The 17,585-nt window shown below is 43.2% G+C and carries 13 protein-coding genes; 4 read left to right on the forward strand and 9 right to left on the reverse strand.

The genetic code is table 11. The annotated features are described in order from the left end of the window. Nucleotides 1-51 precede the first annotated feature (51 nt). A complete protein-coding gene (gene rlmA, locus PluTT01m_RS13905) occupies nucleotides 52-870 on the reverse strand; it encodes a 23S rRNA (guanine(745)-N(1))-methyltransferase (protein ID WP_011146924.1) in 819 nt (272 codons plus the stop codon). A 485-nt stretch (nucleotides 871-1,355) separates the two neighbouring features. Here rlmA and PluTT01m_RS26915 point away from each other — a divergent pair, with 485 nt between their 5' ends. Together PluTT01m_RS26915 and PluTT01m_RS13915 are read left to right on the forward strand one after the other, a co-directional pair. Next, complete coding sequence (locus tag PluTT01m_RS26915; RefSeq protein WP_157852054.1) at nucleotides 1,356-1,523, forward strand: hypothetical protein; 168 nt, start codon at nucleotides 1,356-1,358, stop codon at nucleotides 1,521-1,523. Nucleotides 1,524-1,570: 47 nt separating this feature from the next. Continuing rightward, nucleotides 1,571-5,449, forward strand: a complete 3,879-nt coding sequence (locus tag PluTT01m_RS13915) for an SIR2 family NAD-dependent protein deacylase (RefSeq protein ID WP_011146926.1) — start codon at nucleotides 1,571-1,573, stop codon at nucleotides 5,447-5,449. Between the two features lie 181 nt (nucleotides 5,450-5,630). On the opposite strand, the gene PluTT01m_RS13920 is transcribed toward PluTT01m_RS13915, so the two are convergent. Continuing rightward, on the reverse strand, nucleotides 5,631-5,924 hold the full coding sequence (locus PluTT01m_RS13920; RefSeq protein WP_011146928.1) for an addiction module antidote protein: 294 nt from the start codon (nucleotides 5,922-5,924) through the stop codon (nucleotides 5,631-5,633). A 193-nt stretch (nucleotides 5,925-6,117) separates the two neighbouring features. Here PluTT01m_RS13920 and PluTT01m_RS13925 point away from each other — a divergent pair, with 193 nt between their 5' ends. After that, a complete protein-coding gene (locus PluTT01m_RS13925) occupies nucleotides 6,118-6,378 on the forward strand; it encodes a helix-turn-helix domain-containing protein (protein ID WP_011146929.1) in 261 nt (86 codons plus the stop codon). Nucleotides 6,379-6,827: 449 nt separating this feature from the next. Here PluTT01m_RS13925 and PluTT01m_RS13935 read toward each other — a convergent pair whose 3' ends face one another. The 6 genes from PluTT01m_RS13935 to guaB all read right to left on the reverse strand — a co-directional run bounded on the left by PluTT01m_RS13935 (nucleotide 6,828) and on the right by guaB (nucleotide 13,614). Continuing rightward, the gene (locus PluTT01m_RS13935) at nucleotides 6,828-7,640 is read right to left on the reverse strand and encodes an abortive infection family protein (protein ID WP_011146930.1); all 813 of its coding nucleotides are present in this window, start codon (nucleotides 7,638-7,640) and stop codon (nucleotides 6,828-6,830) included. Between the two features lie 13 nt (nucleotides 7,641-7,653). Beyond that, entirely contained in the window at nucleotides 7,654-8,394 is a 741-nt protein-coding gene (locus PluTT01m_RS13940) for a PaeR7I family type II restriction endonuclease (RefSeq protein ID WP_011146931.1), read from the reverse strand. Beyond that, a complete protein-coding gene (locus PluTT01m_RS13945) occupies nucleotides 8,395-10,143 on the reverse strand; it encodes an Eco57I restriction-modification methylase domain-containing protein (RefSeq protein WP_082302850.1) in 1,749 nt (582 codons plus the stop codon). Nucleotides 10,144-10,152: 9 nt separating this feature from the next. After that, on the reverse strand, nucleotides 10,153-10,290 hold the full coding sequence (locus PluTT01m_RS28260; protein ID WP_434086425.1) for a helix-turn-helix domain-containing protein: 138 nt from the start codon (nucleotides 10,288-10,290) through the stop codon (nucleotides 10,153-10,155). A 206-nt stretch (nucleotides 10,291-10,496) separates the two neighbouring features. Then, nucleotides 10,497-12,074, reverse strand: a complete 1,578-nt coding sequence (guaA, locus tag PluTT01m_RS13955; protein ID WP_011146933.1) for a glutamine-hydrolyzing GMP synthase — start codon at nucleotides 12,072-12,074, stop codon at nucleotides 10,497-10,499. Nucleotides 12,075-12,147: 73 nt separating this feature from the next. Then, nucleotides 12,148-13,614 (reverse strand): IMP dehydrogenase, encoded by a 1,467-nt coding sequence (gene guaB / locus PluTT01m_RS13960; protein WP_011146934.1) that lies wholly within the window; start codon nucleotides 13,612-13,614, stop codon nucleotides 12,148-12,150. 172 nt (nucleotides 13,615-13,786) lie between these two features. On the opposite strand from guaB, the gene xseA reads away from it, so the two are divergent. Then, a complete protein-coding gene (xseA, locus tag PluTT01m_RS13965) occupies nucleotides 13,787-15,160 on the forward strand; it encodes an exodeoxyribonuclease VII large subunit (protein ID WP_011146935.1) in 1,374 nt (457 codons plus the stop codon). Between the two features lie 87 nt (nucleotides 15,161-15,247). On the opposite strand, the gene PluTT01m_RS13970 is transcribed toward xseA, so the two are convergent. After that, complete coding sequence (locus PluTT01m_RS13970; RefSeq protein WP_011146936.1) at nucleotides 15,248-17,524, reverse strand: TonB-dependent receptor; 2,277 nt, start codon at nucleotides 17,522-17,524, stop codon at nucleotides 15,248-15,250. Nucleotides 17,525-17,585: the final 61 nt, after the last annotated feature.

Consider the following 17,585-nt stretch of genomic DNA (forward strand, 5'->3'; position numbering starts at 1 on the left):
ATATTTACACCTGTAAAGCCATAGGGTATATATTTTGGGCTGAAATCTTGATCAATTAAGGCGTTGATAGACCCGCAATATAAAATCAGTTTCACATTCAAACAGCGCTCTATCTGCCAACTTATTTTTCACATCTTCTGTTGCTTGCCAGGCAAATGGGGTCATCTGTAATAAATGATACGCTTGCAGGCCATCTAATTTCATTGGATAAGATAACGATTCATCGGTTATCAATTCAAATCCTTCCAACAGTTCCGCCTTCAATGGATGAAGATGAATATTTTGATAAATCAACTCCTTGAGCTGATAAAGATGGCGAGGACCGGGAGTGACTGTCAAAACAATTCCCTGTGGCTTAACTACCCTTGCCAACTCTTCCGCTTTACAAGGCGCATAAATTCTTAACACCCCGGCAAGCGATTGATCGGCAAATGGCAAGCGATGGCTCGACGCAACACAAAAGCTAACAACCGGATAGCGCTTAGCGCCATAACGAACCGCAATCTTAGCAACATCTAACCCATAGATTTTAAAATTACGTCTCTTGCTTAACTGTGCTTCAACCGCAGCAGTGTAATAACCTTCACCGCATCCTATATCCAACAAACTCTCCGCATTTTCTGGCAGATACTTTTCCAGTAATTCCGAAACCCGTCGTTGTAATGGTTGATAATGCCCTGAATCCAAAAACACTCTTCTTGATTGCATCATCTCCGGGCTATCCCCCGGTTCCTTGGACCTTTTATGCTGAACGGGCATCAGATTAACATACCCTTCTTTAGCACAATCAAACTGATGATTATTCTCACAGCGCCATTGCTGTCGAATGAGCAATAAAGATTGATGACATAAGGGACATTGGTAAGACATAAGATTCCAAAAATATCAGCGAAAACCAGCCAGCACTATAGCATATTCTGATACTTATCGTCGTAAATCATGTTAATTAATAATTCTATATAAACAACTAATCATTATCTTGAATGAAATTATACTCCATTATTTTCAGTCCTTTTTTTGAAACGGCCCGCAATATTTCTATAGCATAAATATATTTATCGGGTATGATTCTTCAATCAAAATAAAATATCATTGTTAATAAGTCATTTAACTAATAGAAACAGCTAATAATGCAGATAATATAATGACCATTTTCATACAATATTTTAATAAATTAAGATCAATTTCACCGAAATTCGATATTATGCCCAACACAAACTATTGTGAACTTATCTCACAGAAAAGTGACGTTGAAACTCTAGCAGATGATCTGGATAAAGTCCGTGCAGACTTTGCTACGGTATTAAAACAATTCAATGATGAAATCATATTATCTACAGGGAAAGAGACGATATATGAGCAAAATAGTCATCGGAAAACACCCTAAAATAGCAAAACAATCTAATCAAGGTGGTATCAATCCATTACATTATCAATTGCCTGATTCAGAAATATTAACGCTTTATGAACAACATCAGAAACACAAACATGGGATAGAAAAAAGTTGCCTTATTCTAAGGTAAATGATAAAAAAGTATAATGAAATTATTTTCAATATAAGGAGAGAAAATTGCGGTTTATTCAAGATGGACCACTTATTCCTGATGAATTATTACTTGCCCGTGATCAAGGGCACGTGGTTTTCTTTTGTGGCGCAGGGATATCGCTTGCCAAAGCTAAGCTTCCTAATTTTTTTCAATTGGCGCAAAAAGTTATTGATTTACTCGGAACGACTAATGATAGCCAAGCTCGTCAACTTTATGATTTTTTGAATAAAGGATTAAAAGATAAGGAAGGAAATGAAGTTGCATTACCTTCTTATGCATCAACTCTTATTTCAACAGATCGGATATTTAGCTTATTAGAACAAGAGTTCGAAACGAATTTAATTGAAAAAACTGTAGCTCAAGTACTGAAACCATCGGACACAGTTGACACATCTGCACATAAATTATTGTTAGACCTTGCTACTACATCCGAAGGTCGAGTGCAATTAATTACAACTAACTTTGATCGTTTATTCAATGATTGTTCCTTGACAGAGATTCCGTGTTTTCTACCTCCAAATTTACCAGATTTATCCAAAAATGAATTAATTGATGGACTGGTATATCTTCATGGAAGATCTAATTCCGATTACATTGGTGCAGAAGGCAATGGTTTTGTTTTATCAGGTTCAGAGTTTGGAAGAGCCTATCTTTCTGATGGTTGGGCAACGAACTTTATTCGAGAGATTTTTTCTAAATATACAGTTGTATTTATTGGCTATTCTGCAAATGATCCCCCAATGCAATATTTGCTCGAAGGACTTAATAAAAATCTGATAAAAGCAAAAAATGTATATGCATTTCAATCTGGAACCATAGAAGAAGCAAGAAAACTATGGGAACATAAAGGTGTTCAAGCAATTGCTTACAGTCCTGAAGATAAACATACTGCTCTTTGGGAGACATTAGATGCTTGGGCGAAAAAAGCGAAGAACGTAGAGCAATGGTATAGCGAAACTATAGAGATAGCTCGACGTGGCCCAACCAATCTCTTACCCCACGAACGTGGACAAGTTGCTCATATTGTATCTACTTCAAAAGGTATGAAGAAGTTTGCACTTATTGATAATCCACCTCCTGCAGAATGGTTATGTGTTTTTGATCGTAATATACGACTTGCTACACACTCTAATAACCACTGGCCTTTGAGATGTAACACTTCCCCTGAACCTTTCACTTTATACGGTTTAGACTTTGATAAAACACCTGATATTTATCAAAAGAATAATGAAGATATAGATAAAGAAATAGCTAAAAAGGCATGGGATGCGTTTCAACCACATCATGATGATATTAAAGAGTTAAACAAGAAACATTTTGCTTCATTCAGAACAACATCTGAATATGGAAACTCAAAGTTATCTAATAGACAATGGTTTCTTGGTGTCTGGCTTGCAAAAGTAGCTCATCAGCCGACAGCCATATGGTGGGCAACGAAACAAAATTATCTTAAACCAGCTATCCAACATTATATTTTACAGAAACTCAAAGAGAATAAAGTAGATAGTGAAATTCGCAAAATCTGGCAATACCTAATTGAGTCGTGGCAATATGAATATAAAGATGAAGATTTTGAACGCCACTGGTATAGTCTATCACACGAAATTAAAACATACGGTTGGAATGAAGTGACGTTCCGTCAATATATAAAACTGACGCGCCCATATTTAGCTGTATCTAGCAAAATAAATAGCCTTCTCCCTCCAATTAATACGATAACTGAGCTTCGTAAATTTCTGGAATTAGATGTACGATATATAGAAAAACACCATTTTGATGCAATTAATATTCCAAATTCTTTACTAATTAAAGTGATTCCAGAACTGAGGAAAAATATTGAATACGCTTATTCGTTAGAATCAGAGAAAAGGACACCTCACTCAGTGCGTTTGTTATCACCAATTAGAGAGGACAGCAGTATAGAACTAGGTTTAAGTATAAGAGATGTCGGGCTGGAAGGATATGTATTGCGATACGTACATTTGTATGAAAGGTTAATTCAACTAGACCTGTATGAAGCAAGAAACGAATTCTTGAGTTGGCCCAGAAATAATCCTATATTTTCACAACTTCGTATATGGATTGCATGTAAGCCTGAAATCGTCCCCTCTTCCGATTTTTACCCACTTATCAATGCATTAAGCGATGATGAATTTTGGAATGAACATAATCAAAGAGACCTGATGCTAACACTTGCAGATAGATGGGATGAATTAAGAGAGAATGAGTGCATTGAAATTGTTGAGCGTTTATTAAAAGGTAGGCTCATTCCTGCATGTATAGATAGTAATCTAGGCGATAAATGGCAAGCTGATAGTATCCTAAATCGAATATTCTGGCTTAAGAATAAAGGCTGTCATTTTTATATTGATATAAAAGAGCGGGTTAGAGAACTTCAAAATATATATCCTGAATGGGAAATTGGGCTAGCAGATAATGCCATTACTTCTATGGAACCCAAAGGTGGGTATATAAGTATTGAATCTAACTGTAATGAATTATTGGGTATTCCTATAAGGGATATTATTCCGCAAGCCTTAGAATTTAATTCTGTTGAACGGATCGTTTCAGAGAGGAACGACCCTTTTAAAGGATTATCAAAGCAATATCCATTAAGGGCTTTTTCTGCACTAAGACATTGGGCTAAAGAGAAAAAAGAGTATCCTAAAGAAATATGGGAAAAGTTCCTGTCGTCTGAATCGCGAAAAAATGATAAAAAAAAGTTCATTTATTTTATTGCAAGACAAATGATGTCTTATTCTAACAAAGATTTAGTCTCAATTATTGATCCTGTTTTATGTTGGATTTCGTCTATAAATGAAAAGTTAGCTTCTATAGATATTGACATCTATGACACATTATTAAAGCATCTTATTGACACTATAGGGATAATGCCAACTCCTATTACTACCATCGAAATTAAAAGAGAACGGCGCGATTGGATTCCAGAAGCTGAAAACTCTCCCATGTCATCAATCGCACATATATTGTTTAAAGACCCTCGTCTAAAAAATTTCCATTTAGAAGACAAATTATCTCAACAATGGCTTTCTAATATTGAACGTTTGAATACTTTATCAGGTGATTCCAGGAAATACGCTTTAGTATATTTAGTCAAACAACTAATTTGGTTACATCACCATATTCCAGTGTGGACTAATAATAATTTGTTACATGTTATCAAAAATGGTGAGCCAGACGAGAAGGAAGCATTCTGGAATGGCTATTTCTGGGGAGAAACCTACCCCAGAAGCTCTCAGTTGTATGATACTTTGAAACCATTTTTACTAGGCTTTTTACGTAATAGCGTGTCATTTCACTCTGAGCATCAAACAAATTCAGTAGCAAATTTTTTATTATTTGGTTGGGCTAGTAAATTGTATGAAAAATCAAAGCAATTTATTTCCGATTCTGAATTTAGAGATGCTCTTTTTTATGGTGATGAGAAGTTACGCCATAAAATCCTATGGTTGCTATGGAGGCTTTCTTCAAAAGATGAACCTGATAATAAATTTTTTTTACAATGGCGAGATTTAATAATTCAATTTTTTACCCATGTTTGGCCTCGTCAAAAGGCAATAAAATCACCAGAAACAACAGAAAATATTTCCCGTCTTTTATTTTCTCAAGAAACTATGTTTCCAAAGTTAGTAGATATTGTTATGCCTTTCTTAACATGCACGAACAATGGTGCATCCTTGATGTATTATATTAAAAACGAAGCAATAGTTAAAAAATTCCCTAAAGAAACAATAGCGGTTTTATCCAATACTTTACCTGAGGATGTAAAGAAATGGCCTTATGATTTTGAGAAATGGCTTGAAAAAATGGAAAAAGCTGATGCCAGCTTAGGTTCTGATAGCAAATTCATTGAGCTTAAATATAAGTGGGAGTATCGCTAGACACTAATACAAATAACAGTCCCTCTCTCTATGAGTCTGTGGCTTTGCATATAGCGTTAACTGCAACATCCCTAAAGTAGTGAGTGAACCTGTTCTGTAACCAGTATAGTTCACTCCTTTTAGTTTTCCCCTTTCCACAACAAGCGGGCAAATAGCAGGTTATTCATTACTATGATCAATATTATTCCTCTGTCACATGGAGTTTCAAACCTAATGCTTTAACGACTTTCAGAATAGTGCCAAACTCAGGGTCTCCGTCACCAGATAACGCCCGATATAAACTCTCACGAGACAGACCGGCATCTTTTGCCACCTGAGTCATACCATGCGCACGCGCAATTGTACCTAACGCACGCACAATAAAGGCAGGATCATCACCCGCTTCTTCAATACAGGCATTCAAATACGCAGCCATATCTACTTTGGTTTTCAGGTATTCTGCTGAATCCCAACGAGTAAACTGTTCATTTATCATGTTGTTCTTTCCAACTGTGAGCTAATTATAAAACCAGTTTAATGTCTTTATTTTATGTTTTTATTACCGCCATAAAAGCTTCAAACCTGAGTTTTCTGATAAGTTAGCCAGTAAAGTTTCTCTTTTTCTTATTTTGGATATTTTTGCAAATGAGAGATATTCTATCTTAGGATTTTTTATTAAGGCAAAACGGATGAGCTCAATTTACTCAGAAGAATACCAGCGTGTTATCCGATTATTACGCGAAACACGCCTAGAAAAAGGCATTACACAGGAAAAATTGGCACAAGCATTTGGCCGTCCTCAATCATTTATAGCCAAAGTTGAGAATGGTGAAAGAAGACTAGATGTCGTGGAATTTGTGCACATGGCCGGTTTGTTGTCATTAAATCCAGCCCAGATTCTAGACAAAATAAAGCTGAAAAAACCAAGTCTTAACAGCAACCTAAAGTGAATATCCATAGTGCATACCATAAATAAAAACACCAAAAAACGCTTTAGTTTTATTGGTGTTTTTAGTTTAGGCTTCAATCGATGTCTATAGACTCTGGGAACTTTCCACTCTTATAAATTACGAATAAAAATACATATAAATCAGCACATTGCAATAACAGGAACTCACAAGACCATGAAAATACCACGTTCTAATCAGGGGGTTAGTTTGCGCCCTACATCGGTTGCATCTTGCCTCGCATCCTGCTCCGAGGCCATCTGCCGCAACAGAATGGCCAGTTCGGCCGGGTCACCGTCGCGACGGACTTCGGCAAGCAGCTCCGCTGCATAAGTCGATCAGCGCGGAAGTGCTCGGCCATGACCTCATCATGCGATCTATCTTTCATTTGGTGCCACCCTCCTTTCAAAGTGCACGGTTTGGTAGCCAAGTTCCGTGCGATGCCATCGCGGCTAGAAAAGGATACTTTCGTCCCAACCACCGTGTTTCGCCTGTGTCACTTTAGCTTTTATCCTCGCCTCTAGCGACTTGATAAACCGAACCGAGGCCGCAACGTGATTGAAGATCAACAGGCTTTCCTCATAATTCAGGATTGGGTTGTCGTGAGCTAAGCTCTTGTTGTTCCGCACATCGTTAAAGGCTTCAAGCACCGAGATGCTGGACTTTAAGATACGCTCGGTCATCGCTGACTCAAGATGACCTCCATCACGTAACGCCTTCACATACTCGCCAAAGACGCTATGCAACGGTTTGCCACGGGTGATCGTGATGCCGTGAGGCGCACATGTTACACGGATAAACTTGTTGACGAACGTATGAAGCCGATCTAACCCGCCCTCAGGTTGATTTTTCTCGATAGCTTCGCGAACGTGCTCCGCCACCACCTCGAAATCTCGTTCATCCGCGATGGCTATCAGCGCATCTAGCTCAGCAACCGGCTGGTCACTGAGAAGCCGCTGAGCGATCTTCCGGCAATCGTCAATCAGCACTGGGTTGCTGTCACCAAAGCACTGCTTTTCGCTGGCGTAGTCGACCAAACCGCCGATAACTCGACCCACCACATAGTTCGCCTCCAACTCCCAGAAGGTGCGCATACGGTTAGCCTTCGACGTGCCGCGCGCTCGGTAGCATTCAGCATCAATTTCCACCCGGTATTCGACGAAAAAGTCGCCGAAGGTTCGGTCGGAAAAATTGAGGACGTACCCGCCGCTCATTCCGAGCAGCCTTTCCAGTTTCCGACGTTCACTTCCGCTAAGATCGGACATAGGTGCTCCTATCTCAGCCCAATCGTGCCGCTTCTGCCGCAACGTGGCCTGCTAAAGCTGCCACGAACGTCTTGAGGCTGGTCATTGAAGACAGCTCCGCGAAATCGCCGGTATTCACTGCACTGCGCTCCGCCGCGATGACGGCAGCGGTAGTGTAAAGCTGCTCCTGCACCAGTCGCTGACACAGCAGGTCATACCGCTTGAGATATGACGCGCCCTTGAATTCCTCGAACACAGGAAAGTGTGGCGACGAGTCGCGGACGGATTTACGAGACTCCGACGCATCCTCAACCATCATCATCCACCCTACAAATGGACGCGGTTGCTTGCCGAAAGCTTCTTCACGGAAGGCTGTCCATAAATCATGAGCCGTCCCGATTGCTTCCTCAGTTCGATTATTAAAGTTGTTTCCGAACGAGGGGCCTACTTGGCTTTTCAGTTCGATGGCTGCGATTAATTGTCCCTTGTAGAGCACCAAAAGATCCCACAGTTTAGTCGGACGAAAATATCCGGGCAGGGTCAGCATCGCCCGGTTCTGGTGAATCTCAGCATGGGCTAGCCCATTGGCCTTGATGATGTCGAGCACCAAAGCCAAGAACCCGTCCATGTTCTTGCCAGCGGTGACTCCGGCACGTTCACCTTGGTCGGCCTTGCCCGACTCTATTTGTTTTTGTCTTGCTGCTTCGCGGTTGCCCCAAAACGCCTTCACGGCTTCGCGGGCTTTCTGTTCGTAGTCGACGAGATCGAGCGCCATTTATTCTCCATTTCCCCCGAGGGCAGATCGTTCTTCTTGGCTTAAGTCGTAGAGCCTGAACACAGCCCGGTTGCAAGCTTGCAAGTCCCGTTTGATAGCAGCCTCGGCTAACTCACGGCGCAGCGGTTCTGACACTTCAGCCCAGTGCGGAATGCGAATGCGGCGCAGGTACTGAGCTTGGAAGCGTAGGAATCCACCCCGCATTTTCGTTGAATAGGTCGCCACAAACAGACGAGTGACCGCGGATAGCAGGACAGCCTGCAAGGCCCGTAAATCCCAGTCGTCTGACGTGACGTAGTAGAGGTTGTGGTGAGGATACAGTTCACCATTTTCATAGACGATATGCGCCTGTCCCTTGATATCTGGAATCAGGAGCTTTGGCCTCGCAGCCAACGACGGCGTGATGCGGTCAATTGTGCGATACCAGTTGGCCGGAGCTTTCTGCGCACAGTGACGCCCAGCGATCACCTCTCGTCGAGCCTCAAGGTAGCGCCGCAGACGGGGATACTCGTCAAGATCGACCAGTCCGCCCTGCTCAGCAAAGGGGTTGATAACACCCAGACCGCGCCACTCCACTTCGCCGGTCATGATGTCTTTGGTTGTTACCAGCGGCACCTTCCGGTCTGGCTCAACATTAAGCGCGTCGAAATCCCCGATAAATGCTTTGTCCGCGCCAGTCGCAACACCGATCCCGACCTTACACCCTGCCTCTTCCAGCAGGGGAAAGTCCCCCTCCAGACGGCGAATAACCGCCATCTGGTCGAATGACTCCAGCAACCACGGCTCCGAACCGTTGGTCACTTGGGCAAGTTCACGCGCCGGGCCGACTTCCTTCGGCAGCGAGGGTGCTTTGAGCAAACCTGCCAATGCGGTCAGCGTCGCAGGGTCAATAGCCGGGCGGTAAGCGATGCGCGTTGGCCTCGGCACTTCACGGCTGATGATAGTGATTGCTGGGTAAGCAATCACATCGGAGTGGAAGGCAGGTGTATCCACCATGTCGACATAGACTTTCAGGTGGAACCGCTCGGCTACGAGGCTGCGCAGTGGCCCGCCATAGCGGTTTTTCATCCAGCGATCAGCGCAGATGAAGCCTAGGCTGCCACCATCCGACAAAACCGACAGAGACCGCTCAATGAAGGGAATGTAGATATCTGCCCGGTCATACATCGTCAGGTAACGACTACGATATTCTGCAAGCAGCGGTGCCGGAATCAACTCCTGACGAACATAGGGTGGGTTGCCAACCACAAAATCAAATTGCCCCTCCAGCGGTGCCAGCAGGAAATCGCCTTGCGACAGCCAGTAACTAGCCAACGTGACCGCAGCATTCGCAGCGATCCCTTGCCGCCTGAGCAGTGTGACAACGGCAGCTTTGGTGCTCTTAAAGGTCTCGTGGTGCAATTCCACCGCCCGGATTGCATCGGTTAGTTCGTCGAGCGCGGAACCGCTCGGCCTTGCTGCCCGCCATGCACTCAGTAGCCGCTCAATGATCGGCAACAGAAAGTCGCCACCACCAAATGACGGCTCCAAAAGCCGCTTTTCGTGAAGCGGTTGATCCTCTGTGTAACCAACCAAGTCGAGAATGAAATCCACCACCTCAAAGCGCGTGAAAATGGCCCCTCGGGCTTCGAGCCCGCCCTCTGTCGCCAAAGCCTCAGTCGCTGCCGTGACGGGACATACAGGCACTGCAACAGCTCTAGGAGTAACCTTGCTGCGCACGCTGTTTGCGGCGTCTAGTTGTTGGGTCATCCCAAATCCTCATTGGCGCGGCGTGATGACGCCGACATGCTTGTAAAGTGTGGTTCGGGACACGCCATAACGGCGGGCCACCTCGGCCACCTGAATATCGGGATCGCGCAACAGGGCTTTGATCTCGCGCACCTGCTGGTCGTCCAGCTTCGGTTTGCAGCCACAGGCCCGGCCTGCGTCCGCTCCCGGATTAAGCCGCGCTCGAACTCGGCCAGTGCCGCGAACACATGGAAAACCAATCTGCCCGCTGCGCTGCTCAAGGTCAGCCACGATCTGCATCAGATCGGCGAGGCTACGCCCGAGTCGATCCAGCCGCCACAACACTTTAGTGCCAGTCTATGCCGGATTCGGGATCATTCCCACTCAATAGTCGCAGGTGGTTTGCCGCTGACATCATAGACAACTCTTGATATCCCATTGACTTCATTGATGATCCGGTTAGAAACCCGGCCTAGGAAATCGTATGGTAAATGCGCCCAATGTGCGGTCATAAAATCAATCGTTTCTACTGCTCGCAACGAAACAACCCAGTCATATTTACGACCATCCCCCATCACACCCACGGAGCGAACTGGCAAGAATACGGTAAACGCCTGACTGACTTTATTGTACAAATCAGCTTTGTGCAGCTCTTCGATGAAAATAGCATCAGCCTGCCGTAACAGATCGCAGTACTCTTTCTTCACTTCACCCAGTACACGAACGCCCAAACCTGGGCCTGGGAATGGATGACGGTTCAACATGTCATAAGGCAATCCCAATTCCAAACCAATTTTACGTACTTCATCTTTGAACAACTCTTTCAGCGGTTCCACCAGACCCAATTTCATCTCTTCCGGCAAACCACCTACGTTATGATGAGATTTGATAACGTGTGCTTTGCCGGTCGCAGATGCCGCTGATTCGATAACATCTGGGTAAATAGTGCCTTGTGCCAGCCATTTAACCTGAGCCTGTTTGCTCGCCTCTTCATCAAAGACTTCAACAAACACACGGCCAATTGTTTTACGCTTCTCTTCCGGATCATTAATGCCAGCCAGTGCAGTCAGGAAGCGATCTTCTGCGGGAACATGAACAATATTCAGTCCAAATTTGCCGGCAAACATTTCCATCACTTGAGTGGCTTCATTCAAACGCAGTAAACCATTATCAACAAATACACAGGTCAGGCGGTTACCAATTGCACGATGCAGTAACAATGCAGTGACAGAGGAATCAACACCACCGGACAGCCCCAAAATAACGTGATCCTCACCAACCTGTTCACGCAGGCGTACAACGGTATCTTCGATAATAGAAGCAGGCGTCCACAACGCTTCACATTGGCATACATCCAGTACAAAACGTTCCAATATACGCTGTCCCTGATGGGTATGAGTGACTTCCGGGTGGAATTGCACGCCATAAAAACGTTTTTCTTCATTTGCTATGATGGCAAATGGACAGGTATCAGTGCTGGCGATAGTGATAAAGTCCTCGGGAATTGCAGTAACTTTATCACCGTGACTCATCCATACATCCAATGATGGTTTACCTTGCTCATTTAATGAATCTTGGATCCCACGGAATAATGCACTTTCCGCTTTAATCTCAACCTGAGCATACCCAAATTCACGCTCAGTAGAATCTTCTACCTTACCACCAAACTGTACTGACATCGTTTGCATGCCATAGCAGACCCCCAGAACCGGAACGCCAGCGTTGAAAACATATTCAGGAGCACGTGGACTTCCTTGTGCTGTGGTACTTTCCGGGCCACCGGAAAGAATAATGCCGCTTGGGTTAAATTCGCGGATTTGCTCTTCAGTGACATCCCATGCCCAAAGTTCACAATAAACCCCGATTTCACGGATACGGCGAGCAATCAATTGAGTATATTGCGAACCAAAATCAAGGATAAGAATGCGGTGCTGATGGATATTAGTTGTCATGTGCGGTGAATTCCAAAAAAACAAGTAACAAATAAAGATAAGTGGCCCTTATATGGGCCACAATAAATATGGATTACAAACCTAACCGGTAGTTTGGAGACTCTTTGATGATAGTGACATCGTGAACGTGGCTTTCCTGAATACCGGCATTACTGATGCGAACAAATTCTGCTTTGGTTCTCAACTCATCAATAGTTGCACAGCCAGTCAGCCCCATACAGGAACGCAAGCCTCCCATTTGCTGATGGACAATGTTTTTCAGCAAGCCTTTATAGGCAACACGGCCTTCAATACCTTCCGGCACCAGTTTGTCTGCGGCATTATCAGTTTGGAAATATCGATCAGAAGAGCCTTTGGACATCGCCCCCAATGATCCCATACCACGATAAGATTTAAATGAACGTCCTTGGTAGAGCTCAATTTCTCCTGGTGATTCTTCTGTCCCTGCCAACATAGAGCCCACCATAACACACGACGCTCCCGCGGCGATGGCTTTGGCAATATCGCCAGAGAAACGAATACCACCATCAGCAATAACTGGAATGCCGGTGCCTTCCAGCGCTTCAACGGCATCAGAGATAGCGGTAATTTGTGGTACCCCTACACCAGTAACAATACGGGTAGTACAGATAGAACCGGGACCAATACCGACTTTAACCGCATTGACGCCAGCCGCTACCAGCGCTTTTGCGCCTTCTCCAGTCGCCACGTTACCACCAATAATTTGTAGATTCGGGTACTTAGCACGGGTTTCACGGATACGTTGCAACACCCCTTCAGAATGACCATGCGAGGAATCAATCAGCAGAACATCAATACCAGCAGCAACCAATGCATCAATACGCGCTTCATTGCCAGCACCGGCACCAACCGCGGCACCAACACGTAAACGACCACGTGCATCCTTACAGGCGTTTGGTTTACGTTCTGCTTTCTGAAAATCTTTAACCGTGATCATGCCAAGCAGATGAAAGTTTTCATCAACTACCAGCGCTTTTTCAACACGTTTTTCGTGCATTTTCTGCAACACAACTTCACGGGCTTCACCTTCTTTTACTGTCACCAGACGCGCTTTAGGCGTCATTACCGCAGTAACAGGCTGATCCAAATCGGTAACGAAACGTACATCACGGCCAGTAATAATACCAACCAACTCATTTCCTTCAGTGACAACCGGATAACCCGCAAAACCATTACGTTCTGTCAATTCTTTAACTTCACGCAGCGTTGTTTCAGGTGCCACTGTGACGGGATCTGTCACAACACCACTCTCATGTTTTTTGACTCGGCTAACTTCTTCTGCCTGACGCTCAATGGACATATTTTTATGGATAAAACCCATTCCACCTTCCTGAGCCAACGCGATAGCCAAACCGGATTCGGTGACGGTATCCATAGCGGCAGATAACATAGGAACTTTCAGACAAATGGAGGAAGTCAGTTGAGTAGACAGGTCAGCAGTGTTAGGTAAAACAGTAGAGTGGGCAGGAACTAACAGAACATCATCAAAGGTTAAAGCTTCTTTTTTAATTCGTAACATAAGCAATATCTCACCAAGCTGCTGAAAATTTAAGGTATAAAATATTGCCGTGGCATTATACAGAACGTAATCGGTTGCCTCCAGCATTTTATTAAAAAATTTCTTGCTTACTTTATGATGAACGTTAGTATCAGCATATTAAGTTATTGTTTTGAAATTTGATCTTTCTCACATGTCACTACCTTTTAATACTGGAATTTTTTCTGTCAGTCGTCTTAATCAGACGGTTCGACAACTACTCGAAATGGAAATGGGCAGAATTTGGCTAAGCGCTGAGATATCCAATTTTTCTCACCCCTCCTCCGGGCACTGGTATTTCACGCTGAAAGATGAGCGTGCCCAAGTGCGGGCGGCAATGTTTCGCAGTAGCAATCAACGGGTAACATTCAGGCCACAAAATGGTCAGCAAGTTTTGGTTCGCGCGATAATCACGCTTTATGAACCAAGAGGAGATTACCAGCTTATTGTTGAAAATATGCAACCCGCTGGTGATGGCCTGTTACAGCAACAGTTTGAATTATTGAAACAAAAACTTGATGCCGAAGGATTATTTGACCAAAGCCACAAGAAGCCCCTGCCATCCCCTGCTCAACAGCTTGGTGTCATTACTTCAACCAGTGGCGCAGCCCTGCATGATATTTTGAATATTTTAAAGCGTCGTGATCCATCATTACCCATCATCATTTATCCAACATCGGTTCAGGGCGCAGAAGCACCATTACAGATTATCCGGGCTATTGAATTAGCTAATGAGCGTCGTGAGTGTGATGTATTGATTGTTGGGCGCGGTGGTGGCTCGCTGGAAGACTTATGGAGTTTCAACGATGAACGTGTCGCCAGAGCCATTTTTCACAGTGATATTCCGATAGTCAGTGCGGTCGGTCATGAAACAGATGTCACCATTGCTGATTTTGTGGCAGATTTACGCGCCCCAACGCCATCAGCGGCTGCTGAGTTAGTTAGCCGTAATCAGCTCGAATTATTACGTCAAATTCAGTCGCAACAACAGCGGTTGGAAATGGCAATGGATTATTTCTTTGCCCAGAAACAACATATTTTCAGTCTGTTATCTCATCGTTTACAGCAACAACATCCTCATCTACGACTAGCGCGTCAGCAAAACTTACTGGTCAATTTACGCCAGCGACTCACTGACAGCTTGCAACGGTACTTAAAGCAAAACAGCCTGGCTTATGAAAAATTACAACAACGGCTCTGGTACGCTGAACCTAGCCAGCAAATCCACCACTATAGTCAACAAATTCAGCAACAAGATTTTCGGTTAAGACAGGCAATTGAACGGCAAATCAGCCGTTCCAGAGAAAAATTTGCCGTTTCCTGTTCACGGATGGAAGCCGTTAGCCCTCTGGCAACACTGGCCCGTGGTTACAGCATCAGTCAAACATCGGATGGAAAATTACTGAAACAAACCAAACAGGTAGATGTTGGTGATGTCTTGAATACCCGTTTACAAGATGGTTGGATTGAAAGTGAGGTGTTGAAAATCAAAAAAGAACGGAAAAAACGATCTGCAAATCTGAAATAGTGGCATTCCTTTGCCACTTATTTTTCCTATACACCCTATGGATTTCAAGATGCATCGCGACGGCAACTTGAAAGATAACGGGTATAATCAGAAACGAATTTCTGCGCCGACAATATAAGTCCGGCCCCGGGCAGTTTGCATAGCCGAAGTTTGCTCAGTCATTAATGGAGAAGAATTTGCACGATTAAGTGCTTCAGAATAATTTTTATTTGCCAAATTCTGTACTGAGAATTTCAGCAGCACATTGTGATTTATCTGATAATCGCTATAAAGATCGACTATCGTTGGGATTTTAGGTTCTTTTTGCTGCACAACCCTCCCATCTTCATCAAAATTATATTGATCTGGGTCCAGCCTATGAGAATCACCGGTATATTTAACAATCGCACCAACACGGAATTTCTCATTAAATAAACAAACACCGGTATCCAACGTCATAAAGCTATCAGGTAGTTGTGACAACGGCTCCGCACCAAAATGCGCGGTAGCGGCCGAAGTTGGTTGACGCGTTTTTTGCCAACTATAAGCCAATTTGCTATAAAACATACCCGCATCATAATCAGCAGCAATTTCATATCCGTGTATTTTTACCGGAGTCAAGCTATTGTGGTAGATATACATTTTGATGTTAGGATCGACTTCATTGTAATCTGTCGAACTATCGGCTTTACATTTTTTCCTATTGCCACATATAAGCCAGATATCACTGAGAATATAATTTTTTACTTTAGTATGATACCAGGCCGCTTTCAGACGGAAAGTATCTCCCTTTACAATTAAATCTGGGCGGAAACTGTTAAAGCCAATTTGATAAGTGTCTGATGATTCTCCTTTCAGAAATGGGTTCATGGACCCACCACCTTCATTACTATAAAAAGTCTCCTGAATATTGGGTGCTCTCATTGAACGGGCATAACTGACGAATGGTTGGAACTCAGGAATAATTTCTGCTGATAGTAAAATACCTGGATTAAACCCATGTTCTTTCAAATCCAATTCGGTTGCTCCCTGGGGAAAACAAGGAATTCGCAGATCACAAGCCGGTTTATAGCCTTTGACACGGTAATCCATATAATTAAACGTAATATCTGCCTGATAAATTCCACGATTTATTTTCAATCCACCATAAATACTGGCAATATCTTGTTTACCACTTGGCGCGAAAACATTATTTTCTTTTACTTCACTGTCTTTCTTGTTATATTCTTGCTTTTCTTTTTCATCTTTACCTCGACCAGAATACACACTATTCGTTGTTCTGCTATATTCGGTTTCCATTAACTTACTGCCAAATGTTAACTCAAAATTTGTATCACCGTAGTCGAAACGACTAATATTACTGATATCTATTGCATCTGATTTATTTTTTGCATTACTATTGAGCAATTTAAAAAGTGAATCACCTTCATAGCGTTGACGACTCTCACTGGTACTGACCAATAATTTTATATCAACCCATTCACTAAATGGAGTGTAATTGTATTTTAAATAAATATCCCGACTATCAATATGACGGCGGGTAAATTTATTATGATAGTTACGGCCACTTAGTTCCATATCATGAAATTCATTGGGTTCAATTTTTATTTTCATTAATTGAGAATTAGGTTTTTGCTTAAACGATTTATCTGTAACAAACTCATCGCTTAATACTCCGTCGCCATTCTTATAATGTGCATCAATTGAATGCCCGCTGACAGCCAACATAGCGCCTATTGAACCTTCAGAACTGAAAGCGGGGGTTTTACCCGCAACCGCTATCATGCCATTATAGCCAATACCATTATTTCCATAAGCTGTCTTTGTGCGTACTCCCAATGAATTCCCTGCAAATATCACATCATCTACACCAATTGTGCGAAAATTAGCGCTACCTACTAATGCATTAACACTACTTGAGCCATCAGATTGACCACGGTTGACATCAACTCCTACAATAAAATTAGGATCAATGATTGTACCGAATTGGTTATAAGTAGTCCCGTGAGCAGGACTCGTCGGAGATGTGCCATAAAAACTTTGGCTAACACCATCAACCATCATATTTACTCGACCAAATCCACTTAATCCACGAATATTTACACTCACCGTTCCCTGCCCCGGATCTATTTGCGTATAAGTCCCAGGCATACTGCGTAATATACTATCCGTTGATTGAAGTTTTGTATCTTCTCCTTTAGAACTGTATGAACCGGGCCTTTCCATTGCCCTCACTTCCGCATCATCCTGTGAACCAGAAACTTTAAGGCTACCGAATTTCATCACCTTATCTGATTTTCTCTCTTGCTTTTCCTCACCATAAGCAAGCCCTTGAAGCCCAATTAAAACCACACCGGCCCCTGCTATCTTTGTCATTATTTTCATTTCAATCATCCCAAATGCATACAAATCAATATTTGCTCACATACCCGTCTTTAGAAAATAA

It is taken from the genome of Photorhabdus laumondii subsp. laumondii (assembly GCF_003343245.1).
Lineage (GTDB): Bacteria > Pseudomonadota > Gammaproteobacteria > Enterobacterales > Enterobacteriaceae > Photorhabdus > Photorhabdus laumondii.

Bases quoted from the DNA above. Each gene is read 5' to 3' on its own strand.
- PluTT01m_RS13970 (WP_011146936.1), bottom strand. From the start codon at position 17,524: ATGAAAATAATGACAAAGATAGCAGGGGCCGGTGTGGTTTTAATTGGG.
- PluTT01m_RS13940 (WP_011146931.1), bottom strand. From the start codon at position 8,394: ATGGCGCTCGATCTCGTCGACTACGAACAGAAAGCCCGCGAAGCCGTG.
- PluTT01m_RS13935 (WP_011146930.1), bottom strand. From the start codon at position 7,640: ATGTCCGATCTTAGCGGAAGTGAACGTCGGAAACTGGAAAGGCTGCTC.
- PluTT01m_RS13925 (WP_011146929.1), top strand. From the start codon at position 6,118: ATGAGCTCAATTTACTCAGAAGAATACCAGCGTGTTATCCGATTATTA.
- xseA (WP_011146935.1), top strand. From the start codon at position 13,787: ATGTCACTACCTTTTAATACTGGAATTTTTTCTGTCAGTCGTCTTAAT.
- rlmA (WP_011146924.1), bottom strand. From the start codon at position 870: ATGTCTTACCAATGTCCCTTATGTCATCAATCTTTATTGCTCATTCGA.
- guaA (WP_011146933.1), bottom strand. From the start codon at position 12,074: ATGACAACTAATATCCATCAGCACCGCATTCTTATCCTTGATTTTGGT.
- PluTT01m_RS13945 (WP_082302850.1), bottom strand. From the start codon at position 10,143: ATGACCCAACAACTAGACGCCGCAAACAGCGTGCGCAGCAAGGTTACT.
- PluTT01m_RS13920 (WP_011146928.1), bottom strand. From the start codon at position 5,924: ATGATAAATGAACAGTTTACTCGTTGGGATTCAGCAGAATACCTGAAA.
- guaB (WP_011146934.1), bottom strand. From the start codon at position 13,614: ATGTTACGAATTAAAAAAGAAGCTTTAACCTTTGATGATGTTCTGTTA.
- PluTT01m_RS26915 (WP_157852054.1), top strand. From the start codon at position 1,356: ATGAGCAAAATAGTCATCGGAAAACACCCTAAAATAGCAAAACAATCT.